The sequence below is a fragment of the Streptomyces sp. CG4 genome (assembly GCF_041080655.1).
GTDB lineage: Bacteria > Actinomycetota > Actinomycetes > Streptomycetales > Streptomycetaceae > Streptomyces.
In genome coordinates this window covers 2,090,333-2,115,471 of record NZ_CP163525.1, presented here as the reverse complement: position 1 = coordinate 2,115,471, position 25,139 = coordinate 2,090,333, and the positions used below count along the sequence as shown (strand labels likewise).

At 68.6% G+C, this 25,139-nt stretch carries 17 protein-coding genes and 2 pseudogenes; 9 read left to right on the top strand and 10 right to left on the bottom strand.

The features are described 5' to 3' along the window. Positions 1–88 precede the first annotated feature (88 nt). Together AB5L52_RS09760 and AB5L52_RS09755 are read left to right on the top strand one after the other, a co-directional pair. On the top strand, positions 89–1,165 hold the full coding sequence (locus AB5L52_RS09760; RefSeq protein ID WP_369363402.1) for an IS110 family transposase: 1,077 nt from the start codon (positions 89–91) through the stop codon (positions 1,163–1,165). 61 nt (positions 1,166–1,226) lie between these two features. After that, positions 1,227–1,913, top strand: a complete 687-nt coding sequence (locus tag AB5L52_RS09755; RefSeq protein ID WP_351579516.1) for an alpha/beta hydrolase — start codon at positions 1,227–1,229, stop codon at positions 1,911–1,913. A gap of 369 nt (positions 1,914–2,282) precedes the next feature. On the opposite strand, the gene AB5L52_RS09750 is transcribed toward AB5L52_RS09755, so the two are convergent. Continuing rightward, positions 2,283–3,125 (bottom strand): alpha/beta hydrolase, encoded by an 843-nt coding sequence (locus tag AB5L52_RS09750; RefSeq protein ID WP_351579513.1) that lies wholly within the window; start codon positions 3,123–3,125, stop codon positions 2,283–2,285. Positions 3,126–3,812: 687 nt separating this feature from the next. On the opposite strand from AB5L52_RS09750, the gene AB5L52_RS09745 reads away from it, so the two are divergent. Further along, a complete protein-coding gene (locus AB5L52_RS09745) occupies positions 3,813–4,508 on the top strand; it encodes a type 1 glutamine amidotransferase domain-containing protein (protein WP_351579510.1) in 696 nt (231 codons plus the stop codon). Positions 4,509–4,566: 58 nt separating this feature from the next. Here AB5L52_RS09745 and AB5L52_RS09740 read toward each other — a convergent pair. Then, positions 4,567–5,375 (bottom strand): IS5 family transposase gene (locus AB5L52_RS09740; protein ID WP_369363399.1). Its coding sequence is split into 2 segments (ribosomal slippage): positions 4,567–5,055 and positions 5,058–5,375, totalling 807 coding nucleotides; the frame shifts between segments, so codons are not numbered across the junction. Positions 5,376–5,440: 65 nt separating this feature from the next. Continuing rightward, the gene (locus AB5L52_RS09735) at positions 5,441–5,875 is read right to left on the bottom strand and encodes a transposase family protein (RefSeq protein WP_351579504.1); all 435 of its coding nucleotides are present in this window, start codon (positions 5,873–5,875) and stop codon (positions 5,441–5,443) included. Positions 5,876–6,055: 180 nt separating this feature from the next. Here AB5L52_RS09735 and AB5L52_RS09730 point away from each other — a divergent pair. After that, positions 6,056–6,839, top strand: a pseudogene (locus tag AB5L52_RS09730) (transposase family protein). A 20-nt stretch (positions 6,840–6,859) separates the two neighbouring features. Here AB5L52_RS09730 and AB5L52_RS09725 read toward each other — a convergent pair. Further along, positions 6,860–7,276, bottom strand: a pseudogene (locus AB5L52_RS09725) (transposase family protein); the annotation flags it as partial. Positions 7,277–7,380: 104 nt separating this feature from the next. Between AB5L52_RS09725 and AB5L52_RS09720 the strand changes: the two are divergent. Then, positions 7,381–7,830, top strand: a complete 450-nt coding sequence (locus tag AB5L52_RS09720; RefSeq protein WP_369363398.1) for a transposase — start codon at positions 7,381–7,383, stop codon at positions 7,828–7,830. On the opposite strand, the gene AB5L52_RS09715 is transcribed toward AB5L52_RS09720, so the two are convergent. Next, a complete protein-coding gene (locus AB5L52_RS09715) occupies positions 7,799–8,566 on the bottom strand; it encodes a thioesterase II family protein (protein WP_369363396.1) in 768 nt (255 codons plus the stop codon). The two genes, AB5L52_RS09720 and AB5L52_RS09715, sit on opposite strands and share 32 nt — an antisense overlap. Before the next feature lie 187 nt (positions 8,567–8,753). Here AB5L52_RS09715 and AB5L52_RS09710 point away from each other — a divergent pair, with 187 nt between their 5' ends. The 3 genes from AB5L52_RS09710 to AB5L52_RS09700 all read left to right on the top strand — a co-directional run bounded on the left by AB5L52_RS09710 (position 8,754) and on the right by AB5L52_RS09700 (position 18,301). Continuing rightward, positions 8,754–16,235 (top strand): SDR family NAD(P)-dependent oxidoreductase, encoded by a 7,482-nt coding sequence (locus tag AB5L52_RS09710; protein ID WP_369363394.1) that lies wholly within the window; start codon positions 8,754–8,756, stop codon positions 16,233–16,235. Beyond that, a complete protein-coding gene (locus tag AB5L52_RS09705) occupies positions 16,232–17,812 on the top strand; it encodes an MFS transporter (protein WP_369363392.1) in 1,581 nt (526 codons plus the stop codon). The genes AB5L52_RS09710 and AB5L52_RS09705 overlap by 4 nt, the downstream gene beginning before the upstream one ends. Before the next feature lie 126 nt (positions 17,813–17,938). Further along, the gene (locus tag AB5L52_RS09700; RefSeq protein ID WP_369363390.1) at positions 17,939–18,301 is read left to right on the top strand and encodes a hypothetical protein; all 363 of its coding nucleotides are present in this window, start codon (positions 17,939–17,941) and stop codon (positions 18,299–18,301) included. 172 nt (positions 18,302–18,473) lie between these two features. Here AB5L52_RS09700 and AB5L52_RS09695 read toward each other — a convergent pair whose 3' ends face one another. Beyond that, positions 18,474–19,313, bottom strand: coding sequence for a cyclopropane-fatty-acyl-phospholipid synthase family protein (locus AB5L52_RS09695; RefSeq protein WP_369363388.1), 840 nt, complete (start codon positions 19,311–19,313; stop codon positions 18,474–18,476). 427 nt (positions 19,314–19,740) lie between these two features. On the opposite strand from AB5L52_RS09695, the gene AB5L52_RS09690 reads away from it, so the two are divergent. Further along, positions 19,741–19,908, top strand: a complete 168-nt coding sequence (locus tag AB5L52_RS09690) for a hypothetical protein (RefSeq protein ID WP_369363386.1) — start codon at positions 19,741–19,743, stop codon at positions 19,906–19,908. A gap of 497 nt (positions 19,909–20,405) precedes the next feature. On the opposite strand, the gene AB5L52_RS09685 is transcribed toward AB5L52_RS09690, so the two are convergent. From AB5L52_RS09685 to AB5L52_RS09670, 4 genes are all read right to left on the bottom strand, one after another. Continuing rightward, positions 20,406–21,932 (bottom strand): FAD-dependent monooxygenase, encoded by a 1,527-nt coding sequence (locus tag AB5L52_RS09685; protein WP_369363384.1) that lies wholly within the window; start codon positions 21,930–21,932, stop codon positions 20,406–20,408. A gap of 507 nt (positions 21,933–22,439) precedes the next feature. Continuing rightward, positions 22,440–23,087, bottom strand: a complete 648-nt coding sequence (locus tag AB5L52_RS09680; RefSeq protein ID WP_369363383.1) for a hypothetical protein — start codon at positions 23,085–23,087, stop codon at positions 22,440–22,442. A 256-nt stretch (positions 23,088–23,343) separates the two neighbouring features. Beyond that, positions 23,344–24,204: an oxidoreductase gene (locus AB5L52_RS09675; protein ID WP_369363381.1), complete on the bottom strand. Its 861-nt coding sequence runs from the start codon at positions 24,202–24,204 to the stop codon at positions 23,344–23,346. Next, positions 24,191–25,048, bottom strand: coding sequence for a helix-turn-helix transcriptional regulator (locus AB5L52_RS09670; protein ID WP_351033899.1), 858 nt, complete (start codon positions 25,046–25,048; stop codon positions 24,191–24,193). Before AB5L52_RS09670 ends, AB5L52_RS09675 begins: the two co-directional genes overlap by 14 nt. Between the last annotated feature and the right edge of the window lie 91 nt (positions 25,049–25,139).

The window sequence follows — 25,139 nt, the reverse complement described above, 5'->3', positions numbered from 1 at the left end:
CGGGAGGCACACCACCATGACGACCAGACAGCGCAGCACCTCATCCACCAGCACAGGCCCGCCCGCTCGGGGCGAGGTCGTCTTGGGCGTGGACACGCACGGCGAGGCTCATGTCGCCGCAGTGGTCTGCCCACTGGGCCAGATCCTGGGCACCAAGTCCTTTCAGGCCACGGCGGTCGGCTACCGTCGGCTCCTCGCCTGGGCCCGCAAGTCAGGGACGGTGCGGCGGGCCGGGGTGGAAGGCACCGGTACCTTCGGCGCGGGCCTGTCGCGCTACCTGCTGGCGCAGCATGTCGCGGTGTTCGAGGTGAACCGACCCGACCGCTCGGCCCGCCGTCTGCTCGGGAAATCAGCCCCGCTCGACGCACAGGCCGCCGCGCGGGCCGTGCTCAGCGGTCGCGCCCAGGCACGGGCGAAAACTGGCGACGGTCCGGTGCAGAGTGCCCGGATGTTCAAACTCGCCAAGGACTCAGCGGTCAAGGCCCGCACCCAGGCGATCAACCAGCTCAAGGCCGTCCTGGTCATAGCCGACCCGGCCCTGCGGGAACGACTGTCCAGCCTGGGCAACCGCGAACAGTTCCGCACCTGCGCACGCCTCAGCCCGCGCGAGGGCGAGGCCGACGGGGGTGATGAGGACACCGTAGCTGAGGCCACTCTCATGACGCTGAGCATGCTGGCTCAGTGCATCGAGCAGCTCACCGGGCAGATCGATCAGCTGAATCAGCAACTGACCGGGCTCGTTGAACGCCATGCCCCACAGCTGCTCGCGCCGGTGGGTATCGGCCCGGACTCCGCTGTCACGCTCCTGATCACCATGGGCGACAATCCCGAGCGGCTGAGCACCGAGGCGTCTTTCGCCGCTCTGTGCGGTGTCAGCCCCATCGAGTACTCCTCGGGCGGCCGGAGCTCGCGGCGGCTCAACCACGGCGGCGACCGGCAGGCGAATGCCGCGCTGCACCGCATCGTGTTCACCCGCCTGCGCCACGACCCGCGCACCCAGGCGTACTACGAACGCCGCACCCAGGAGGGCAAGACCCGTCGTGAGATCATCCGATGCCTCAAGCGATATGCCGCCCGCGAGGTCTTCAACCTGGTCAGGACGGTCTCTACCGACCCCCCCCGTTATAGGGGTGCCTGTGACACGCCTGGCCATCACATAAAATAGGCACTGAACATTCAATATGGTCCAATATGACATATTTAATCTCTCTGTAGGAGGAAATGTCATGGCGGGCAAGCCCAGCATTGTCTTCGCCCACGGACTCTGGGCGGATGGGTCGTGCTTCAACAAGCTCATCCCCACGCTCCAGGCTGAAGGGCACGAGGTGTTCGCCTCGCAGCACGGCCTCGACTCGCTCGAAAGCGACGTCGCATGCGTCAACTTCACGCTCAACCACGTCCCCGGCCCGATCGTGCTGGTCGGCCACTCCTACGGCGGGACCCTGATCACCAAAGCGGGCACCCACGGCCGCGTCGGAGCTCTGGTGTACATCGCCGCGCTCGCCCCGGACGAGGACGAGACGTCGCAGGAACAGCAGGACAAATTCCCCCGCACGCCCATCTTCGAGCACGTCGACGTCGCTGACGGCCGTGTGTGGCTCAAGCCCTCAGGTGTCCCGCACTTCTGCGGCGACCTTCCGGAAGCGGAGCAGAAGCTCGTCCTGGCGACGGGCGCTGTGCCAGTGGCGGACCTGTTCAACCAGCAAGTTCCCGGCACCGCCTGGCGGACGAAGCCAAGCTGGTACATCGTCGCCAACAACGACCGCACCGTGCACCCCGACCTGGAGCGGTCCGCCGCCGAGCGCATGGGCGCCAAAATCCGCCCCGTGGACAGCAGCCACGTTCCCATGCTCTCGCATCCCGACTTCGTCCTCGATGTGATCCGTGAGGCCGCGAAGTCCCTCGACGCCTAGGCCAAGCCGATAACGACCGGCCGCAGCGCCCCACGGCGCCGGGAAAGGCAAGAGGTAGGGGCCCTGGTCGCCCTTACTGGCGGTGCTGAAACAGGTCGGGCGTGCCCTGCTGGCGGCAGCTGCGGGACTGGAGCGAGGGGGGTACAGCGGCGGTCGGCAGCGGCCGCCCACGGAAAGCGGCTGGCAGTTGAAGGCTATCGGCGAGCCCGTCGCCGGCCGGACCTTCCAGGATTTGATGCCCACCATGTGTGACCGGGGCGCTCTCCGTTTGGATCAGTCCCGCGAGCTGCCGGCCGTTGTTTGTGACGGCGGGAGCCGCGGGGCAGGCAGAACCGCAACCCGCGGCTGTGGCAGGTCATGCCTTTTCACCTACTGGTGGCCGGAGTCGTGGGCCGCGCTGAGGATGAGATCCGTGACGGCTTGGGGGTGGGAGACCAGGGACACGTGTGAAGAGTTGATCTCCACTGTCTTGCGTGCGCGTGCGCGTTTGGCCTCGTACCGCTCGAGGCTCGGGTTGATGGCCCGGTCCTGCTTGCCCACGAGCACGTAGACCGGCTTGTCCCGCCAGGCTGCCTCGGTGAGCTTGTCGGTGAAGGCCGACTGTGCGATCGGGCGCTGTGTCGCTGCCATGACGGACGCCTGCTGCTGGGAGAGGTCCTGGGCGAAGGTGGCGTGGAGTTTGGCGGGCTGGATGTACACGTCGGTGCCCGTGGTGCCCTCGCCGTTGCGGAACGGGACCTGCTTCAGCGCCTTGGTGAGCGGGGCGGCGGGGAACTTGCCGGAGAGGCTGGCGAAGGACTCTCCCTTGTCCGGCATGATCGCGTTGATGTACACGAGTGCTTTGACGTTGTCGACGCCGGTGGCTGCCTGTGAGATCACTTCGCCGGCGTAGGAGTGTCCGACGAGGACGATCGGTCCCTTGATGGTTTTCAGGAGGCTGTTCAGGTATGTCGAGTCCTGGGGTATGCCGCGCAGCGTGTTGGGTGGGGCGATGACCTGGTAGCCCTCCTGCTCCAGGCGCTGCACCACTGCAGTCCAGCTGGACCCGTCGGCGAACGCGCCGTGTACGAGTACCACTGTCGGCTTCTGGCCCGCGGGGGCCCTGCCGAGATCGTCTGCGGCGTGAGTCGGCATCAAGGTCAGGGCGGAGAGGAGTGCCACTCCGAGAGCCAGTCTGCCCTTGCCGGATGCCAGGATTCCAGAGAGGGTCATGTGCTTCCACTTCCTTGGCATACAAGGTGAAGTTGGCATGTTCGGCGACTGGGAACACTGAGGATCGTGCGGAAGGCGTCGGCAACAGCGGCCGCGATTGCCGTGTGCGGTCGGCGACGCGAACCGGGACGGGGCCTCAGCCATGGAAAGCGTGCTGGTCCGCGTTCCGCCGTATGCCGCAGATCACCATCTTCGCGCGTCCGTGCTTGCCGCGCATCCGATGTCGTGCTGGATGAGCGGCGGCGGTTTAGTTGGCTGCTCGACAGGCCGTCGCTGTCGGAGCGCGGGGTTCTCGCCGGGCTGGAGGGCACGGAGCCCGATGGTTGGCACCGCATATGGCCTTCAGTCGGTTGCACCAGATGGTTCACATCACCTGGCCGCCCGGTATCTCACGACGACTCGGCCGCTGATTAGAGCTGCGGGCCCCTGCGGGTGCGTCACTGAGCAGGACCACGCTGGCGAGGTCGTCCGGGAGAACAGCGCATATCGCACCTGAGGCGACTCATCGCCAAAAACAGATGTGCCCCTGTCGCGTATTTTCCAAATGGTGGCACGAAATACTAGTCGGCGTTTTCGCGATGCCGATCGGGTTGCACATGTCAAGATACCCGCTCACACTTGTGATATGGGTTAAAGCCTGTCACTCATACCCTATCCAGGGGGCAATGTCTTCCAGAGGGGCGTCGTATGACTAAGATCCTTTGCGTGCTGACCGGCGCGAGCTACTGGACCCTGAAGGACGGGCACCGACACCCTACCGGGTACTGGGCCGAGGAGTTCGTGGCTCCTTACAGTGTGTTCACCGACGCCGGATACGAGGTCACAGTGGCAACTCCGGGCGGCGTCGTTCCCGTTGTGGACACGATGAGCTTGGAGCCCCGCATGGCAGGCGGCGAGGAAACCGCACTCCGGCAGGAGGCCGTCATCGAGTCGGCGGATGAGCTCCGGCATCCCATCTCCCTCAAAGAAGTGCACCTCAAGGACTACGCAGGCGTCTACTACCCCGGAGGCCACGGCCCAATGGAAGACCTCTCGGTCGACCCCGACTCCGGGGCGCTGCTGCGAGAGGCACTGGCTTCCGGTAATCCACTCGGCATTGTCTGCCACGCCCCGGCTGCTCTACTCGCGACCCGTGATTCAAACGGCCACACACCCTTCGCGAACTATCGCTTGACGGGTTTCTGTAACGAAGAGGAGGCTGGCGTCGGCTTCGCCGACAAAGCAAAGTGGCTGTTGGAGGACGAGTTGAAGAAGCTGCCGACCCAGTACTCGCGGGGGCCAGCCTGGAAGCCCTACACGGTCGTCGACCGTAGCCTCTTCACGGGGCAGAATCCCGCTTCCTCCGGTCCACTCGCCAAAGAGCTCATCAAGGCTCTCTCCTGACTGCGGTGATGCTACTCGGGTAAGAACCCCATCACCCCCTTTAGAGCTCGTAACACGATCATGGTCGGGCTTTCTTGAGGCGTCTCCAGCAGATGAGGCCGCAGGCCAGGGAGACGAAGGCGTCGTGCAGGTCGAGGCGTCGTTCCCAGCGGACGGCCAGGCGCTTGAAGTGCTGCAGGAGCGAGAAGGTCTGCTCGACGACATAGCGGAGCTTTCCCAGGCCCTGGATGTTGGGGGCGCCCTTGCGGGAGATCACCGGCAGGATCCGGCGCCTGCGCAGTTCATGGCGGTTGGGGTTGCTGTCGTAGCCCTTGTCGCCGAGCACGGCGTCAGGCCGACGACGCGGGTGGCCGGGCTTACCGGCCACGGGCGGGATGCCGTCGACCAGGGCAAGGGTCTGTGCGACGTCGTTGACGTTGGCCGCAGTGGTGATGACCTTGAACGGGGTGCCTCTGCCATCGCAGATCAGATGGTGCTTACTGCCCGTCTCCCCGCGGTCGACCGGTGACGGGCCGGTTGCTTCGCCCCCGTTTTCGCGCGGATGTGGGAGGCATCCACGCAGGCCCGGGACCAGTCCAGCTCGTCAGCTGAGTGCAGTTCGGCGAGCAGGAGACGGTGCAATTGGTCGAAGACGCCGGCCTCATGCCATCGGCCCAGCCGGCGCCAGCAGGTCTGGCCAGAGCCGAATCCCAGCTCCAGTGGCAGCAGTTGCCAGCTCACGTCGTTGTAGAGCACGTACAGGATGCCCTGCAGACACAGCCGGTCGTCCACCGGCCTCGAGCCGGGCGCCTTCTGCGGCCAGGGCGGCAGCAGCGGCTCGATCAGTGCCCACAAGTCGTCTTCCACGATCCACGGCCGGTTCCCCACACCTCACAAACGGCGTAATCGTCGTACTGGTCACGGCTGGCCAGCACAACATCCACAAGATCGTGTTACGAGCTCTTTAGTAGGTTGAGGAGCCCACTGAACGCTTTTCGTCCTGAATATGTGCAGGTCATCAGCGTGTGCACGGCTTGGACTGCTGTGCCGATGCGACGGGTGGAACAGCGTGCCCTGTGTAGGAGGCGCCAGGACCTCAGACGGGCGAGGGCGCGTTCGCCGGGTGCCCGCAGTCGGGCATGATCCCGGCTGAACTGCTGGTATTGCTCGGGCTGTTCATGGTGGTAGTACGGGGTGCGCACCGTGGCGCCGGTGCCCTGGTACGCCCGGTCGGCCAGGATCAGGATCTGCCTCGTGGGGCACGCTTCGACGATGCCGTGGGCTCGGGCTGCGGTCAGGTGGTGGGTCCGGCTGCGTCCAGGCCAGGTTGAGTGCTGGTTCTGACGAAGCCATCCGGCTGCGGTCGGGGCGTGCCGTTGTGCCTTCACCTGGCTGCGCGTCGCCCTCCCCCCGCACCCAGGACTACTACGAACGCCGCATCAAGGAGGGCAAGACCCGACGCGAAATCGTCCGATGCCTCATTGAACTCTTTTCATCCTGTCGCTGAGGGGTGAAAGGGCCTGGTCAGACAGGGTGTCGGTGACGTGGCAGAGCCCCTCGTCGTTGGGGTGGTGATCTCACTCAACACACCAGCGGCCGGGGGGCTCTGTTGGTTCCGTATCCTGCCATGCTCGACGTCCCGCATGAGCTGGTTGAGCACGTTCCTGGCTCATCTACGCCCGAAGGCGTGAACTGCGTTCTCCATGGCGGCGGTTGGGGTGTTTCAAGCAGGCCCTGCTGGTCCTGACCCATCTACGCAAGAACGAGACACTGCCCGCACTGGCCGCCGGCTTCGGCATCTCGACCACGACCGCCTGGCGCTACATCACCGAGACCGTCGAGATTCTGGCCTCCTGGACACCCGGCCTGCGCGAGGCCCTGGTGGGCCTGGGCGAGGGCGACTTCGTCATCGTCGACGGCACGCTCATCCCGACGGACCGCATCGCGGCGGACGAACCGTACTACTCACAAAAGCACCGCAAGCACGGGATGAACGTGCAGGTCGTCGCCGCCCCGGACGGCACTCCACTGTGGTTCTCAAGGACGACGCCGGGCCGCACGCACGACCTGACCGCAGCCCGCGCCCACGGGATCATCGAGGCCTGCCTCACCCGGCAGATCCTGATCCTGGCCGACCGCGCCTACCAGGGCGCCGGCTCAACTGTGCGTACTCCCTACTACGGGCACCGCGACCTGCCCGCCCACTACCAGCAGTACAACAAAGACCACGCCCGCCTGCGCGCCCCGGGCGAACGCTGGCGGATCCTGCGCCGGGCCCGTTGCTCAACCAACCGCGTCGGACGCATCGTCGCCGCCATCCACACCCTTCTCATCTGCAGGAACGCAGTATGAAAAGGGCTCATTGAGCTTCTTCAGCGGTGACTCTCCAGGGTGAGGACGGCCTTGGTCATTGACGTCAGTCGGTTGGGGCTGCAGCGGGCGCGGCGGAAGATCCGCCAGGACTTGAGTCGGGCGAAGGCCCGCTCGACTGGGCTGCGGAGACGGGAATGTGCTCGGTTGACGTTCTTCTGGTACATGGTCAGCTCGCGGCCGCAGTGCCGTTTGAACGGTGTGCAGACGGTTCCGCCGGCTCCTTCGTAGGCTTTGTCCGCCAGGACGGGAATCTTCAGGCGTTCACACACGGTAATGATGTGGTGGGTGCGTGCAGCGGTGATGTCCACCGTGCGGCCCGGCAGGGCGGGCGAGTACCAGATGATTTCGCCGGCCGGGCTGGTGACGGCCTGGATGTTCACTCCGTGCCGTCTGGCCTTGCCGGAATAGTCAGACCGGCGTCAAGGACATGCCCCACCGAGGGCCGATCAATGAGGAACCGGAAGCCGGGTCTCGTCACCTGCGGAGTCAGCCACCAACTCCGGCAGAAGGGACGATATTGATGTTCGTCGGATGGGACTGGGCCAGCGCCAGCCACGACGTGACCGTCATTGACGACCGCGGCATCGTGATCGACCACTGGGCCTTCCAGCACAGCGAAGACGACTTCTCGGCCGCCTTGGCCCGACTGTCCAGCCACGGCACCCCGGCTGAACTGCCCGTCATCATCGAACGTTCCAGTGGACTGGTCGCCGACCGTCTGCTCAAGGCCGGATACCCGGTCGTGCCCGTCCACCCCACCGCCTTTCACGCCGCACGACCTCGATGGGTCGCTTCCGGTGCCAAATCCGATCCCGGTGACAGCTACAGACTCGCGGACTACCTACCCACCGACGGCCACCGCCTGCGCCGCCTCGTGCCTGTCGAGCTGGCCGGCACGGAACATCTCGTTCAGGTACTCCATGGCCGCAAGACGAAGATCACAGAGTTTCATGGCGTAGAGCGCGGGTGATCGGTGCGATGGCCTGCAGGGTGTTGAGACAGTGGTGAGTCGTGGGGAGAACGCGGCGCGCCAGGGGGTGACGGGTCATCGGCTGCCACCGTTGTGCCGAGGCGGCCGGGATGACGGTGTCGTCGCGGGCACTCCATACGGTGATCGGGTACTCCAGCGGCCTGGGGCAGGAGCCGTAGTCGTAGGCATCGATCAGGGCGAGGTCGGAACGCAGTGCCCGTAGTGCCTCTCGGTGCCGCTGTGTGCGTTCTCCCCGGGGCAGGGGGATGGCCAGAGTGGTGGCGAGGGTGATCAGGGTGTCGTCGTCCATGGCCCGGCTGTGCAGGTCGAAGTCCGCGTATTCGGGTGGAGAGAAGGCTGCGCAGGCATGGAGGGTGAGGGCCGGCTGGCGGTGACGGGCGAGGTGCCATGCGGTCTCGTAGCCCAGAGCCGCTCCCATGCTCTGTCCGAAGATCAGCAGGGGTTCCGTGACGTGGTGCATCAGCCGGTCGGCAAGCTGGGTGGCGAGTCCGGCAAGGCCGGCTGCCGGATCGGGGGAGGGGGCCGCTCCACCGGTCTGCCTCCCCGGATAGCGAGCGGACAGAATCCGGAATCCGGGGGTGAGGTGGCGGGGCCAGTGCGCGAAGTCCGCGGCGCTGCCCCCCACTCCGGGGAGCAGCAGCACGGCGGCATCCGGGCTGTCCCATCCCTGCTCGGGTGTCAGGTCCCACAGCAGTCCGTCACCTAGTGCTCTCACTCGTCCATCATCGGGCGCTACACGAGGCTTCAGCACTCCTTCGCGTGAATGGCCGGATTCCATCCTTTTCGTCCCTCACGGCATGGGCATGTTGTCCGGCAAGTCAGTCGAGGGGATGGGTGCCATGGGGGCGGAAATGGATTCTCCAGCTGACAGTCGCATGGGGGAGACCAGCTGTACAGGCGACGTGGCGGTCGTCGGGATCGCTTGCCGTCTCCCCGGCGGTCTGAACAGCCTGGCCACGCTGTGGTCCGCGCTCCTCGAAGGGCGGGATCTCGTCACGCGGATGCCTGCTGAACGGTTCGACGCACAGGAGTTCACCGACGCCGATCCGCGGCGGCCCGGCCGGAGCTATACGGCGGCGGCCGGAGTGCTCGACGACATCGCGGGCTTCGACGCGGAGTATTTCTCCCTCTCCCCACGCGAGGCCGACCGCATGGACCCGCAGCAGCGGATCCTGCTGGAGCTGGCCGCCGAGGGGGTGGACGACGCCGGTATCGATCCGGCCCGCCTGGCCGGTTCCGGCACCGGGGTCTTCGTCGGGGTGTCCAACCACGCCTACGGCAACCTCCAGCTCAGCCGACTGGAGACCGTCGACCGACACACCATGACCGGGCTCGCGAGCGGCAACACCGCGGGCCGAATCTCCCACGCCTTCGACCTGCGAGGTCCCAGCCTGGCCGTGGACACCGCCTGTTCGTCGAGTCTGGTCGCCCTCCACCAGGCGTGCACGTACCTCGGCTCCGGCGGGGAGCTGGCGCTGGCCGCCGGAGTCAACATCCTCATCGGGCCCCACGAGTTCGTCGGCTTCGCCAAGGCGTCGATGCTCTCACCCACCGGCCGCTGCCGCGCCTTCTCGGCAGCCGCCGACGGGTTCGTACGGGCCGAAGGAGGCGTGCTCCTCGTTCTCAAGCCGCTCGGCCGAGCCCTCGCCGACAACGACCGCATCCACGCCGTGATCGTGGCCACCGGGACCAACAGCGACGGCCGCACCCCCGGCCTGGCCCAGCCCAGCGCCCAGGCACAGGCCGCTCTGCTGCGCCAGGTGTACGGACCGTCGGGACCGGACGCTAGTGGGCTGGTGTACATGGAAGCGCACGGCACGGGAACCCCCGTGGGCGACCCTCTGGAGTGCGAGGCCATCTCGACGGCTCTGGCCGGAAGGTGTTCCGCGGAGCTGCCGCTGCCCATCGGGTCGGTCAAGACCAACCTCGGACACCTGGAGTCCGCATCGGGACTTGCCGGGCTGCTCAAGGCGGTCCTCGTCCTGCGCCATCGTGTCGTCCCGCCTTCCCTGCACGGCCTGCCGGTCAACCCCGCCATCGACTTCCCCCGCCTGGGCCTGACCCCGGTGACCGCTGCCACTCCGCTGGCGACGGCTCGCGGTGGGCTGGTGGGCGTCAACTCCTTCGGATTCGGCGGCTCCAACGCCCATGCGGTCCTTGCGCCTGCCCCTGCACCTGCCCGACGGCACGCCCCGCCCGAGGGCTTGCGTCCGGTGCTGGTCTCCGCGCGCACGCCCGAGGCCCTCGCCGCGGCGGCCACCGGACTCGCCGACCACCTCGACACCACAGGCGCAGACACCGGCACGTTCTACGACATCGCCCACACCACTCTCACGCGACGCGGCCGACACCCCTACCGCTCCGTCGTCCTGGCCGCTGACGCTCGTACCGCCTCCGCCAGCCTGCGCGCCGGCGTCGACGCCTCGCCTGCGTCCGTACTCAAGAGCGGCATGACCGCCTTTGTCTACAGCGGCAACGGCGCCCAATGGACGGGAATGGGGCGCCGGTTGCTCACCGCGGCGGAGCGCGCGTCCTCCTCCGGGCCGACGGCGTTCCGGAACGCCGTCGACGAGGTCGACGCGATCCTGTCGCCGCTGCTCGGGTGGTCCGTACGAGAGGAGCTGGCCCACGGCGCCGACGCGGCCCGGCAGGCGCGGACGGAGATCGCCCAGCCGCTGCTGTTCACCGTGCAGGTGGCGCTGACCGCCGCGCTGGCGGCGTACGGAGTGCGCCCGGCCGGGGTGGCCGGACACAGCGTCGGTGAGGTCGCCGCCGCCCACGCCTGCGGCGCGCTCGACCTCGTCTCCGCTGCCGAGGTCATCACCCACCGAAGCCGGGTCCAGAGCCGTACTGCCGGTTCCGGACGGATGGCAGCCGTGGGTCTTCCTGCCGACAGGGTGTTGGAGGAACTGGCATTCTTCAAAGGTCTGTTGGAACTCGCCGCAGTCAACAGTCCCCGCGATGTGACGGTCGCCGGTGACGAGGCCGCTCTCGATGAGCTGGCCGGGAAGCTGGCCGGGCAGGGCGTCTTCTTCCGGATGCTGGACCTCGATTACGCCTTTCACACCTCGCGCATGGACCCCGTCGAGGCGGAGCTGCGCGCCACCCTGGCCGCGTTGCAACCGCAGGCTGGGAAGCTCCCGTTCGCCTCGTCCGTCAGCGGCACCCTCCAGCCGGGAGAATCACTGACGGGGGAGTACTGGTGGCAGAACGTCCGCCGTCCCGTGCAACTGCCCGACGCGGTCGGCGCGCTGGCGGCCACGGGCTGTGACGCCTTCGTCGAGATCGGCCCGCACCCGGTTCTCTCGTCCTACCTGCGCCGCACCCTGGCCGCGGACGGCATCGGGCCCACCGCGGTACTGCCCACCCTCTCGCGAGACCGGGACGGAGCCGATGCCCTGGAGCGGACCGTCTCCGCCCTGCTCGCCGCCGGCGCCCGCACCGACGTCGGAGTGTTCTTCCCCGTGCCGGGCCGGATCCAGGACCTGCCCGCCTACCCCTGGCAACGAGAACGCCACTGGCACGGCTCCCCACAATGGTTCGGGCAGGGCTGTGGCGACGGACAGCAGCACCATCCGCTCCTCGGCGAGCGCACCGCCCACGCCGAGCCCCTGTGGCACCTGCGCATCGATCCCACCCGCCACCGATGGCTCGCCGATCACGTCGTCACCGGTGCGGTCGTCGCCCCCGCCGCCGCCTTCGCCGAGACGGCCCTGGGCGCGGGCCGTCTCCACCTCCAAAGCGCCGTCCAGCTCGAGGACCTGGCCGTCGAGCGGGCCCTGACCCTGCCCTTCGACGACCCCGCCATGGACATCCGCCTGCAGACCTCGCTCGACGCGGCCGACGGCACGGTCCGCATCGCCAGCCGCGACGGCACCGGGCCCTGGCGCCCACATGCCCGAGGCGTCGTACGCCGTCTGCTGCGCGAACAGCCCGCGGCCGAAGACCTCCGGGCGTTGCGTGCCCGTCTGCCGGAGATCGTCTCCGCGGCCGATGCCTACGCCAGGGCCGCCGCTGTGGGCATCACCTACGGACCTGCCTTCACCGTCCTCACCGGCTTGCAGGTCGGTGACGGTGAGGTCCTGGCCCGGTACACACTCCCCGGCCTTGCGAAGCCGGACACGGCCGCGCAGTACGTGCTTCACCCCGCCCTCCTCGACGCAGCTCTCCAATCGGGTGCTCCTCTCCTCGCTCAGGACGGGACCGGGGAAGGACGTATGCCTGACGCCCCCTATCTGCCCTCGGCCATCAGGACCTTGAGAGTGTGGGACGAGGCTCCTGCGGAGGGTTGGGTCCACGTACGCCGCCGCGAGGCCACGCCCCGCGAGGTGTCCTGGGACATCCGACTTCTGGACGACCAGGGCCGTGTCACCGCCGAGGCCGAAGGCTGCAGGCTGCGCCGTTTCGAGACCGCCGATACCACGCCGAGACACCTGGCCACGGTCCTGCGTGCAGCACCGCGTGAGCTCGACCCCGTCGTGCCTGGTCCGCCTCTGCCCGCTCTGCGCGAACTGGCCGGTCCGGCCGAGCGCGCCCAGGACGGAGACTGGGACGCAGAGCGTTACGCCCACGGCACTGGTCTGATCGACCGGCTGAGCGCGCACTTCACCCTCCGGGCCCTGCGCACTCTGGATCCCGAAGCCACCGCCTACACGCCCGACAGCCTCGTCGGCGCCGGGGCACTCCCCGTCTACCGGCGCCTGCTGCACGCCGCACTCGATCAGGCCGAACGCGCAGGGCTGTTGCACCGCGACGGTGACGGGAACTGGGCGCCGGCTGCTTGCCCCGATCCCCAAAGTGTTCTGGCCGAGCTGCTGCGGACGGTCCCGGAGTGCGCCACGGAAGCGGTGCTGCACGCGCATTGCGGCAATCTGCTGCCCGAGGTGCTCCTGGGGCGTCAGGACGCCGTCGCCATGCTCTTCGGGGAGAGCGACCGGCACTGGGTGGAGAACTACTACTCCACCGGCGTCGTGCCCCGCCGTGACAAAGCCCGGATGACCGCCCTCGTCCGCGAGATCATCCGGCACTGGCCCGAGGGCCGGCCCCTGCGCGTCCTGGAAGTCGGCGCCGGCACCGGAGCACTGACCAGGGCGCTGCTCGACGTCCTGCCGCCCGGGCGCACGCACTACACCTTCACCGACATCTCCGCGACGTTCTTCCCTCGCGCCCGCGCCCGGTTCGCCGAACACGACCACATCGTCTACCGACCGCTCGACCTGGATCAGGACCCCGAACCCCAGGGATTCGCCCCGGGCGCGTACGACCTCGTCGTGGCCGACAACGTCCTGCACGCCACCACCCGACTGCGTGAAAGCCTCACCCGCCTCGCAGACCTGCTCGGCGAAGGCGGCCACCTACTGGCCGCCGAGACGCACAACCTCGACCGCCTCCTTCCCTGTTTCGGCCAGCTGAAGAGCTTCTGGAACGTCAACGACCCCGATCTACGTCCCCGTTCACCGCTTCTGACGGCCGGACAGTGGCAGGAACTGCTCGCCGCCCAGGGTTTCGACGAGACAGTTCAACTGAACGCGGACGGCGCCGACGGAGACCACTCCGTCCTCGTCGCACGACGTGCACCCGCACGGGCGACCCAGAGGACAGCCCCCGCGAGGACAGGCTCCGCCTCTGCGACCAGTTGGATCGTCGCCGCCGAGCAACCGGACGACCCGCTCGCCCACGCCCTCGCGAAGGCCCTCGGCTCGGCGGACGACGCACCTGTGACCGTCGTCCCGGCCACCACCGACCCCGACCAGTGGGCCACTTGGCTACGACCCGACCGGTCCCGGCCCGCTCTGGTCCTCCTTCTGGCAGGTGGGAGCGCGGAGTTGGAGGGGGACAACCCGACCGGCCAGGAGCGTGACCGAGCGATCCTGGAGCAGGCGGTCACCCGCACCGCCGTCCTGCGCGCCATCGCTCAGACCTGCGCACGACTTCCCGGCGTGGTCGACCCCTCCTTGTGGCTGGTCACCCGCCCGTCGGGAGCCGTGCCCGAGGCGGGGGCCCGCCCAGCCCCGGAGGACTGCGTGCCCTGGGGCGTGGCCCGCAGCCTCGCCAACGAACAGCCCCGTCCCACCATCCGACGGCTGGCCTTCGAACGAGGACCGTCGCCCGAGACCGACGCCACCCGGCTGGCACACGAACTGCTGGCACCGACAGCGGAGGACGAGATCGTCCTCACCCCTGCCGGCCGCTTCGTCCCCCGGCTGCGCGACCTGCCCGCCACCACCGCCGCAGCCGACGGTCGCTGCCATCGGCTGCGGCTGCGCCGCCCAGGGCTCGGATTCGGCCTGGACTGGGTGCCCGCCCCTGCCCCACCCGCCCCCGGCCCGGGCGAAGTGACCATCGAGGTACAGGCGGCCGGGCTCAACTACCGTGACGTCCTACTGGCCACGGACTCCCTTCCACCGGGCGCCGAATTCCCCGCCCCCGGCGAACACAGCCTGGGACTGGAGTGCGCGGGCGTCGTCACTGCCGCGGGCGCGGGCACGGAACTGAGGGCAGGGCAGCGGGTTTTCGCCTGTGCACCTGGCGCTCTGGCCTCGCACATCGTTGTCCCCGCCGCATGCACCGGACGAATCCCGGACCATCTGTCGTTCGCCGAAGCGGCGACCCTGCCGGTTGCCTTCTTCACGGTGCAGCACTCCTTGGAGCACCTGGCCCGTCTAGGGGAGGGAGAGACGGTCCTGGTGCACGGCGCGGCCGGCGGGGTGGGCCTCGCCGCCCTGCAGTATGCCCAGCACGTCGGCGCGCGGATCATCGCCACCGCCGGCAGTCCCGCCAAGCGCGCGCTGCTGACCCTGCTGGGCGCCGACCACGTCCTGGACTCCCGCACGCTCGCCTTCGCCGACCAGGTGCTTGAGCTGACCGGTGGTGAGGGCGTCGATGTCGTCCTCAACTCCCTTGCGGGCGAGGCCATTGCCCGCAACCTCGACATCCTGCGGCCCGGCGGCCGCTGCATCGAACTCGGCAAGCGCGACATCCACACCGGCGGCCGACTGGCCCTGCGGGCCTTCCGCAACAACCTGTCCTTCCACGCCGTCGACGCCCTGCAGATGCTCAACTCCCAGACCGCACTGTCCGCACGGCACTTCGCCGAGCTCACCCGCCGAGTCGAGCAGGGGACGTACCGCCCGCTGCCGCACCACCTCCACTCTGCCGACACCGTCATGGACGCGTTCGCGCTGCTGCGCCGCTCCCATCACATCGGCAAGGTGGTCGTCTCCCTCACCCCCCGGCCCCACCTCACCGAATCCCCCAAGCGTCTCGTGTGCGACCCGGAGGCCACCTACCTGGTCACCGGGGGTCTCACCGGCCTTGGAGCCGCGGCCGCGGGCCTCCTTGCCGACCGGGGAGCCCGCTACCTCGCCCTGGTCTCCCGCCGCGGCTCCGCCACACCGGGCGCGGACGACCTGCTGACCGACCTGGCCCGCAGGGGCGCCACCGCGACTGCCCACGCCGCCGACGTGGCCGACGCGGCCGCCATGGCCGCCGTGCTGGAGGGCATCGCCGCCACCGGGCGGCCCCTGCGCGGCGTCATCCACTCGGCCATGGCTGTGGGCGACGCGCTGCTGACCGAGCTGAGTGACGAGACCGCCCAGGCGGTACTCGCGCCGAAGCTGACCGGTACCAGGATCCTGGACCGCCTGACCCGCGACGCGCCCCTGGACTTCTTCGTCGTCCACTCGTCCGCCTCCGCCATGGTCGGCCTCCGCGCCCAGGCCGCCTATGCCGCCGCCAACCTCGCCATGGAAGGAATCGTCCGCGCACGCCGGGCGGCCGGCCTCCCCGGCCTGGCCATCGGCTGGGGACTGTCCGGCGAGGTCGGGATGGCGGCCGTGGATGAGGTCGTCCAGGTACTGGAACGTATGGGGCTCGCTCCCATGAGCATCGCCCAGATCCTCACCGCCCTCGACGACCTCACGGCAGGCCAGGGAATCGGCCCCGGCGACGACACGGGCGCCCCGGCCATCGTCGACGGCCCGGAGGTCCTGCAGGTGGCCCGCATCGACTTCAGCCGCATGGCCACGATCCTGCCGATCCTGCACACACCACGATTCACCGGACTCCTGCCGGCCCAGGCACCCGGCGGCGCCCCGGCCGCCGAAGCCCGCCGCCTGCTGGACAGCGGCAATCCAAGCATCGGCAAGGACGCGCTCGTCGACCTGCTCGTCACCCTCATTGCCCGCATCACCCAGCGGGCCCCCGAGCGCATCGACCGCACGCGCGGCCTGGACGCGCTGGGCCTGGACTCCCTCATGGCCACCGAGCTGGTCGTCAGCCTCCAAAGCGAACTGGCCTACGAGATCCCCACCATGGAGGTCGTCAACGCCAACAGCATCGACGACCTCGCCCACCGCATCCTCACACTCGCCGGCGCGGCATGACTCCACCCCGGCCCGCACCCGGCACATCCTCTTCGCTCGCATGGCAGACCGCATCGCTCCCGCTCCGTCGCCGCTGGGCTGCCACCCTCGTGGTCTGCCTGGGGCTCTTCCTGCTGGGCCTCGACCTGACCGTCCTCAATGTCGCCCTGCCCAGCCTGGAGGACGACCTCCGGCCCGGCGTCACCGCACTGCACTGGATCGTCGACGGCTACGCGCTGGTCCTGGGCGGCACGGTGCTGACGACCGGAGCTCTCACCGACCGCATCGGCCGCAGACGCGCCTTCGTCACCGGCCTCGCGGTCTGCGGCACCGCATCCGCCCTCGGCGCCCTCGCCCCGGCACCCTGGCAGGTCATCGCCTCGCGATGCGTCCTGGGCGCCGGAGCCGCCCTGCTCATGCCTGCCACCCTCGCCCTGATCTGCCACCTCTTCCCCGAACCGCAATTACGGCGCCGAGCCATCGCCGTGTGGACGGCCGTCGGTGGGGTCGGCGGCCTGGCCGGCCCGGTCGTCGGCGGCTGGCTGGTCGAACACTTCTCCTGGCGCGCCGCGTTCTGGCTCAACCTCCCCATCGCCGTCATCGCCATCACCCTGGCACTCTGGCTCGTTCCCGAGGTGCGCAGCACCCGGTGCGAACCCGTCGACGTGCCCGGGGCACTGCTGGCCGCTGCCGGCCTGCTGGCCCTGGTCGCCGCCATCATCGAAAGCCCTCAACTCGGCTGGAGCAGCCCGCCGGTTCTCACCGGATACGGTCTCGCCGCCCTCCTGCTGTCGGCCTTCCTCCTGTACGAGCACCGGTGCCGCCACCCCCTGTTGCCGCTCACCCTGCTGCGCCACCCCCGCATCGGCATGAACGCCGCCACGCTGGCACTGATGTCCTTCAGCCTGCTGGGTGCCCTGTTCGTGATGACGCTCTATCTGCAAGGCGTGCTCGGCTACACCCCCTGGCAGGCCGGACAGCACACGCTCCCCCTTCCGGCCGCTCTGGCTGTCGGCGCCGCAGCGTCCCAGCCCGTGGCCGGCCGCATGGGCGAGAAACGGGCCGTGCTCTCGGGCCTCGCCCTGGTCGCCTCCGCCTTCACCGTCCTCGCCACCACCAGCAGCACGTCCGGCTACGGCCACCTAGTCCTCTTCCAGATCCTGGCGGGACTGGGGGCGGGAGTGGCGTTCTCCCCGGCAACGGCGGCCGTCATGGGAGCCGTTCCCCACCACAGCGCAGGGCTCGGTTCCGCGATCAACGACGCGACCCGGCAGGTCGGGGCAGCACTGGGAGTCGCCGTACAAGGGTCTGTCCTGGCCACCGCCTACACCACCCACGCCCGGAACAACCTTGCTGACGCCGGGCTTTCAGTCCCCGTCCGCACCGCGGCCACCGACAACATCCTCACCGCGGCAGCCACCCTGCCCCGGCTCCCCGCCCCTCAGCAGACCCGCCTGGCCGCAGCCGTCACGGATGCCTTCATCACCGGCATGACGCGCACGGCTCTTATCGCCGCTGCGGTAATTCTGGCCACCGCGGTGGCCGTTTCGTACGGGTACCCGGCCCGCAGGGCCAGGGCAGTCAGGCAGGGCCGTTGAGGAAGGCGCCGATCACTTCGGCGACTTCGGGACGGTGGGTGCTCAGAACTCCCCGGTGCCCGACGGTGTGCAGCCGGGCACCGGAAACGGCCGCGGCGAGGCTATCGGCGGCCTCGACGGAGTGGAATGAGTCGTCCCTGTGGCACCCGCTGCCGCACCGCATACGGCGCACTCGGCTTCCTCCTGGAATACCGACTGATCGACTACCGGGCCCTGACCACCGCCTTTCAGTCCGCCGACAGCGACGATCGGCTCATCCTGCTCAACGTTGCCTGGGCGATGGCCACCGGCACGGACTACCGCCCACCGGACGAGAAGTCTGCACTGGGCGGCTGGCCACGCCTCATTCGCACCAGGGAATGCCTCCTGCACGCCGAGGTCGCCTCGGCCTTGCGTACGGACCGCCAGGGCGGGACCCCTTCGAGTCCTGGAACGCCCGGACCGAACTGGCCCAGCGCCTTACCGAACGCATCCCGCGCGCATCAATGAGACCTGACGCCGCCTCGTCCTCCACACCGAAGCCGTGAGCGAGCTGCTGGGAGTGCCGCCCGAGCTCCTCGGCAGTCCGCGAAGAAGGTGAGCTCCGCGTTGGGGCGCGGCCTCGATCGATGTCCAGCCTTTTCGGGCGGGATTCGCACCCTGAACCCGCACCCTGTGTTGTTCACTGGCGGCCGTGAAAGATTCCCCAGGCGAGAAGGCCGCTCTCGCAAGCGTGAACCCACAGGGGAAGATTGGTCCGCAGCCGGTCCAGGTACTCCTCACCGATGACGCCGGTGAGTCCCTCGCCGCTGCGCTGCACTTCATCGCGGAGGCGGGCGTAGTGCGGGAGGAGGTTCTCGCTCAAGTCATCGAAGTGGACCTGCCCCAGTCCGAGGCCGGCGAGTTGTCCGCACACGAAGCCCGGCGTGGCGAGGTTGGTGACGTGGAGGCGCTCACACACCGGGCGCAGCGCGTCCTCGTGGGTGTCGTCGGCGGCCATGACGTCGGTGAGGACCAGGGCACCGCCGGGGGCGAGGACGCGTACCGCCTCCGAGAGCATGTGCGCCCGGTCGCTGCTGTGGACAAGGGCTTCCTGGGACCAGACGACGTCGAACTTCCCGTCGGACGCTGGGACGTCGTCGAAGGATCCGTCGACGACATCGATGAGTGTGTCGAGTCCGTTACGGGCGTTGAGCTCGCGGTGCCGCCGGTTCTGCACGTCGCTGATGTTGAGCGCGAGGACGTGGCAGCCGAAGGTCCGGGCGAGGTGGCGTGCCGCGCCGCCGTAGCCCGAGCCGAGGTCGATGATCGTCCGGCCGGGCCCGAGAAGGTCGGCCACCCGGCCGGCCATCCAGGCGTCGGTCCGCCGGGTTGCCCGCGCCACTGGCTCGTCGGGGTGCTCGTAGATGCCGGTGTGGATGTCTTCACCGCCCCATACGGAGGTGTAGAAGCCGTCGACGTCGGCGGAGTTGTAGTAGGCCCGGGCCGCATCCGCTGCACGCGTGGCCTTGTCATCGCCCATGACGGAATTCTCCTCACGGCTCAGAGGGAACAAACCTTTGGGACGGGCGAGTCCGGCGAGGACCGGCCCTGCCCGCCGCCTCGGCCTCGCGGAGTTCGGGAGCCGGCCCCCGGCGCCGGAGCAGGCGCGCCGGGTATGCGGCAGGCCACACGCCGCCGCGGTCATTTCTCCAGCGAACAGGCCGTGTTGAAGGTGCTCTACCTGACCCGTTGGCCAGGCCAACCCGAATGGTCACTTGCACAAATAAGCCAAGATGCTGACATTTCCGGGACCGGGCCGCCTGGGTCGGCCGTGTGAGGGTCCAGGCGGCCCGGCGGGGTTCACGGCCTGGCCTACGTGGTCGCGCTAAAGCCGCACCGCGGCACCTGGGCTCGGGCCGACCAACCGCACACGCCCATCGAAGCGGCCCAAGCCCTGGCCTGGCGCGATGCCAAGTCCCGGCGTCTGGACACCCGTGGAACGTCACTTCCGCGACGGGCACACCGAGACCTGGTGGGCCGCTGATGCCCGGCTGAGCGGCTACGGCCCCGACTCACCTTGCCGGCTGGTCGTGGCCACCACCGACCCAGCCAGTCTGCCGGAGAAGGCCACCTGATACCTGGCCACCAACCTGCCCCACCCCGACGCACCTCACGCCATCACCGGCCCGCAACCACCGGCCGACCTCGCCGAGATCGTCCGCCTCTAGGGACTGAAGCCATGGATCGAGCAGAGCTAGAAGCAGATCAAGGACGAACTCGGCTGGGCCGACTTCCAAGTCCGCACCGACCGCGCCATCCGCCACCACCAGACCCTGGTCCACTGCGCCTTCTCCTTCTGCTGGGACCCATGGTTCGTGGATGCCACGGCGCCGAACCCCTGCCCCGACGAGGGGCCAGAGAGGGGCGCCCCGCCCCTTCCCACCAGCCTTGCTGGCCCAGGGCCTTACGCGCCATCCGTTCCTTGCTCACCCCTGCCGTCACCCTCAACCGATGGTGGCGAGCGTGGACGGACACGGGCCCACCCTCCGAGCTCCAGGCCCTGATCGACGCGGTCACCACCGGACACCGGACACCGGACACGGCATTGACGTCTATCGCTGTAATCCACGAACTACCCATATATTTCCGGAACACCGAACCAGTGGCGGGCGGCCTGTTCAAATGCTTCACGATCAGGAGTGCGATCTCCTGCCCAGGCGACTACGCCGTCGGGTCGGACAAGCACGGCACCCAATCCGAGGTCGTTTCTCGCCGGACCGGCTGCATACCGCATCCGACTCGCCCAGCCCATCGCCGAACCGCGCAGGCATCGATCGGTGCTGAAATCGAGAGCGACGCCCCGTCCGTCCTGCATGAGGTCGCCGAGGCGAGTGCCGTTTTCGAGGCGAAGCTCCGGGGCGTTGCGGCCGACCAGTGGATGCTTGCTGCCCAGGTCGTAACGGATCGACGATCCCGACAGCCGCTCGAACACATAGGTCGTTCCGTCACGGGTCCCGATCAGGTCGCGAATCACTCCTTGGATCGCCTGGGCATGCGGGTCCGGTCGCATGGCTGCCACCTGGGCGCGCGACCAGTCGAGCACCCTTTCGGCGATCGGACGGCGCTCGCTGGTGTAGGTGTCGAGAAGCCCGTCGGGCGCGTACCCGCGCACCGTCGCCGCGAGCTTCCAACCCAGGTTCATGGCGTCGCCGATGCCGGTGTTGAGTCCCTGCCCGCCAAGGGGGGAGTGGATGTGAGCGGCGTCGCCCGCGAGCAGGACGCGTCCCCGCCGGTAGGTCGTCGTCTGCATCGCCCGATCGGTGAAGGTCGACACGAGATGAACTTCGCTCAGCGTCACGTCGGTGCCGGACACACGGCGCAGAACCGCCTGGAGATGGTCGCGAGTCGGCGGCCGCGAGCGATCGAACGCGCCGCCGTCGAAATCCATCATGCCGATCTGCCCATTGTTGGGAGGCTGGAGGTACATACCCGTCGGCGTCAGATTGAACCCGGGGCGCAGCTTCTCCGGATCGGCGACGGTGGCGTGCATGCTGTATCCGGTGAACTGCGGCCCGGTGCCGACGAATTCAAAGCCCGCGAGCCCGCGCACAGTACTGCGTCCCCCATCGCAGCCGACGAGCCAGCGCGCCGCGTACTCGTGCCCGCCGGCCAGCGCGACGACGCTCTCGTCGTTCTGGGCGATGGCTGAGACCGCGACGCCGTACCTGATTGCCACGCCGAGCTTGGACGCCTGCTCGGACAGCACCGCCTCGACCGATTCGAGGTAGGTCAACACGCCCTGCGATGCCGGGCTGGAAAGCCGGTACGGCAGGGCGGCTACGTCGACCTTGGCCGGATCGAGCACCATGCCGGCGAAGTGGCCACCGTGACGAGGAGGTGACGGCTCGTCCGCGTCGGGGTCCGCGCCGGGATCGTCGTGGACGCCCGACGCCGACAGAACCTGGTGCAGCATCCCGCGGCGATAGAACGCCTCGACCGACGCGGCCGACAGGCCCCGCATCCCGAGCGGCTCCGCCTTGAACGGGGAGTGGGGTCCCGGCTCGCGCTCGAGCACCAGGACGGAGCAGCCCGCGAGGCCAAGCTCGCAGGCAAGGAACAGACCAACCGGGCCAGCGCCCACGATCACTACGTCATGCACAAGAGATCCCCTTCCCAAACCCACAGCCGGATGGGCACCCGGCAGGACCTCTCGAAAGGTGCCAGACCCCACCGACATCGGACCGACAGCCCTCGATATGCCACCGACACCGCACCGACAGCCCCGACATGCCACCGACACCACGGATCCCCCCGGATCACCCCTGGTCCAAGTACCGATCAGCCAGGAGGAGGCTTTACAGGTCTCACCCCAGGGACTCTCCTGGAAGCGCCACCACCAGCGTTGACGCTCACGGACGCGGCCGGAGACCGGGCGCTCTCGCCTGTGTCGCGCGCCGGGCGGGGCCGGCACGCAACGCAACCGTTGGCCAGGCGGCGGCAGAAGTGCCAGAGTTCCGGGAACCCGCCGATGCTGATGTCCGCGCCCGTATCCAGCTCGGCGGCGCCGGACATCACCCTGAGCTTCGCTCACCCAGGACAGCTCTCCCCGCCCCCTGGGAAGTCGGGGAGAGGCCCGCGGGGCTCGCACGGTGCGGGGTGCGGGGTCTTATGGGTGGTACTTCTCCGCGACCGTCTCGGCACCGCCGGACTTGGGGTTCATGGTGACGCGGACGATTACGCTGTCGGTCTTCGCAGCCTTCTCCAGCTGGTCCACGGTGCACTTCGAGGTGCCGTAGCCGTCACCGCCGATGGTCACGCGGCCGTCGGTGTCGGAGCAGATCGCAGCCGCGCCGAGGATCTGCGTGGCGTTGGAGACTAAGAATGCCTGGTCCGTGCCGCCGCCCTGGGGCTTGACGATCAGCTTGCCGGGCGCGAGGTACTTCAGCGTGCCGACAACCGTGCCGTGGTTACCCGCGTTGGCGCCGCCGCCGGCAGAGGTGGACACCGGCGGGCAGTAGCCGGTCCGTTCGCCGATGGTGTTGATCTCGGCGTTGGACCTTGAGTCTCCCGCGTAGTCGATCTGGTTGGTGCAGCTCACCCCAGGCTTCTTGGGTGTGCCCGCCGGCTTGGCGTGGGCGGAGCCGTGGCTGGTCTTGACACCGGATCGGGTACCGGACTGTCCGGGACTCGTGGAGGCGGACGAACTGGCGGAGGAGGATGAGGTGCTGTCAGTGCCGCCGTTGCTGCATGCCGTGAGCGACAGGCCGACAGCCAAGGCGGCAAGGGTGAGTGCCGAGATCTTCCGAACGCGCATCATTTCTCCTTCGGATGGGTTCTGCTCCTGGTGAGCGGGCGCTCTGACTATCCAGAGAGAACCGCCCTCAACTCCGTTGCTGAGCAAGGGTCGTTAAGACACACCTGTGACATGGATGGCACATGCACACTCACCATGCTGCTGAACCCGACCGGTGATGGGGATCTTTGAAGACGGTTGCTCCCCCTCATGTCGTTGTGGGTTCAACAGCGTGGGGGTGGAGCGGCGCGTCAGCCCTGCGGTCGGTGATGTGCCGTCAGCTTGCGGAGTGCTCTGGGGGGAAGTCTGCGCTGAGAGTCACTTCCCGCCAGCTGTCGAAGGTGGTTTTGAGGGAGTCGAGCTTGGTGGTGGCGATGTCGTATGCGGCCTTGCCGAGCAGCAGGCGCAGCGGAGGCTTTTCGGCTGTGACGGCGTGGATGACGGCTTGGGCGGCGCGTGCCGGATCCCCGGGCTGGTGGCCGTAGGTGGCCAGGGTGCTGGTGCGCCGCGTGCCCGCGGTGGGGGCGTAGTCGTCGATGGTGGTGGCGGACTGGCGCATGGAGGGCCCGGACCAGTTGGTGCGGAATGCGGCGGGTTCGACGATCGTCACCTTGATGCCCAAGGGGGAGACCTCGGCGGCGAGTGACTCGGAAAGACCTTCCACGGCGAACTTGGTGGCGTGGTAGTAGCCGGTGGCGCCGAAGCCGACCAGGCCTCCGAGTGAGGACATGTTCACGATGTGGCCTGCGCGACGGGCGCGCATGCCCGGCAGGACAGCCCTGGTGGTGTTGACCAGGCCGAAGACGTTGGTGTCGAACAGGGCGCGAACCTCGTCGTCCTCGCCTTCCTCGATGGCGGCGAGGTAGCCGTAGCCGGCGTTGTTGACCAGTACGTCGATCCGTCCGAAGGCGGCCTGCGCCTGTGCGACCGCCTTCGCGATCTGCTGGGAGTCGGTGACGTCCAGCGCCAGGGCGAGGGCGCGTTCCTCGTGCCCGGCGACCACGTCGACGGCCTTGCCGGCATCCCGGGCGGTGACCACCGCACGCCAGCCGCGCTCCAGCACGGCACCGGCCAGTGCCCTGCCCAGGCCGGAGGAGCAGCCGGTGATGAACCAGACAGGGGAATCAGGGGAGGTCATGCGGGATGTGCCCTTCGTCTTGAACGTCTTGGAATTCGGTGAGAGCGAGGCTGCCCAGCAAGGCCAGCGCCTGTTCGGCGACGCTGCCGGTTTCGGCGCGGTAGACGACAAGGTGCTGGCCAGGGGCGCTGTTGACGGAGAAGGTCTCGAAGCCCAGGGTGAGGTCGCCGACCAGCGGATGGCGGAAGCGCTTGGTCGAGGCCGTCTTGGCCCGTACCTCGTGGCGTGCCCACATGCGGGCGAAGTCGGGACTTCGCACCGAAAGTTCGCCCACCAGTTCCTGCAGCCGCTGGTCGTCCGGGTCGGGGTTGGCGGCCCGCAGTGCGGCTACGCACCCCAGCGCGACGTCGGCCCAGTCACGGTAGAAGCCCTTGGCGGCAGGGTTGAGGAACATTGCTGTGATCAGACTGGTCTCACCTCCGAGCCAGGTGAACAGCGCCTCGCCCAGGGGATTGACGGCGAGCAGGTCGATGTACCTGCCGTAGACCAGGGCCGGTGTGTCCGCCCAGGCGTCCAGCAAGGACACCAACTGCGGGCCGGCGTACTCCTGGACGGGCTGGGGCTGCCCGCGGCGCGGCGGATCGACCAGCGCACGCAGGTAGGTGGCTTCCTCGTCGTTCAATCGCAGGGCAGCCGCCAAGGCCCTCAGGACCTGGGGCGACGGATTGTGATCGCGTCCCTGCTCCAGCCGCACGTAGTAGTCCGTGCTCACCCCGGCGAGGACCGCGATCTCCTCGCGTCGCAGACCGGGAGTACGGCGCGCCCCCGCAGGCATCCCGTGGTCCTCGGGGTGCACCCGTGCGCGCCGGGCCCGCAGGAACTCACTCAGCCGTTTCGCGTGCATGCCAACCAACGTACGGGCCTGCACCGCAAAGACGGTGGCCCTGGCACACCCACCTTGCCGGCATCCCGGGCGGTGACCACCGCCCGCCAGC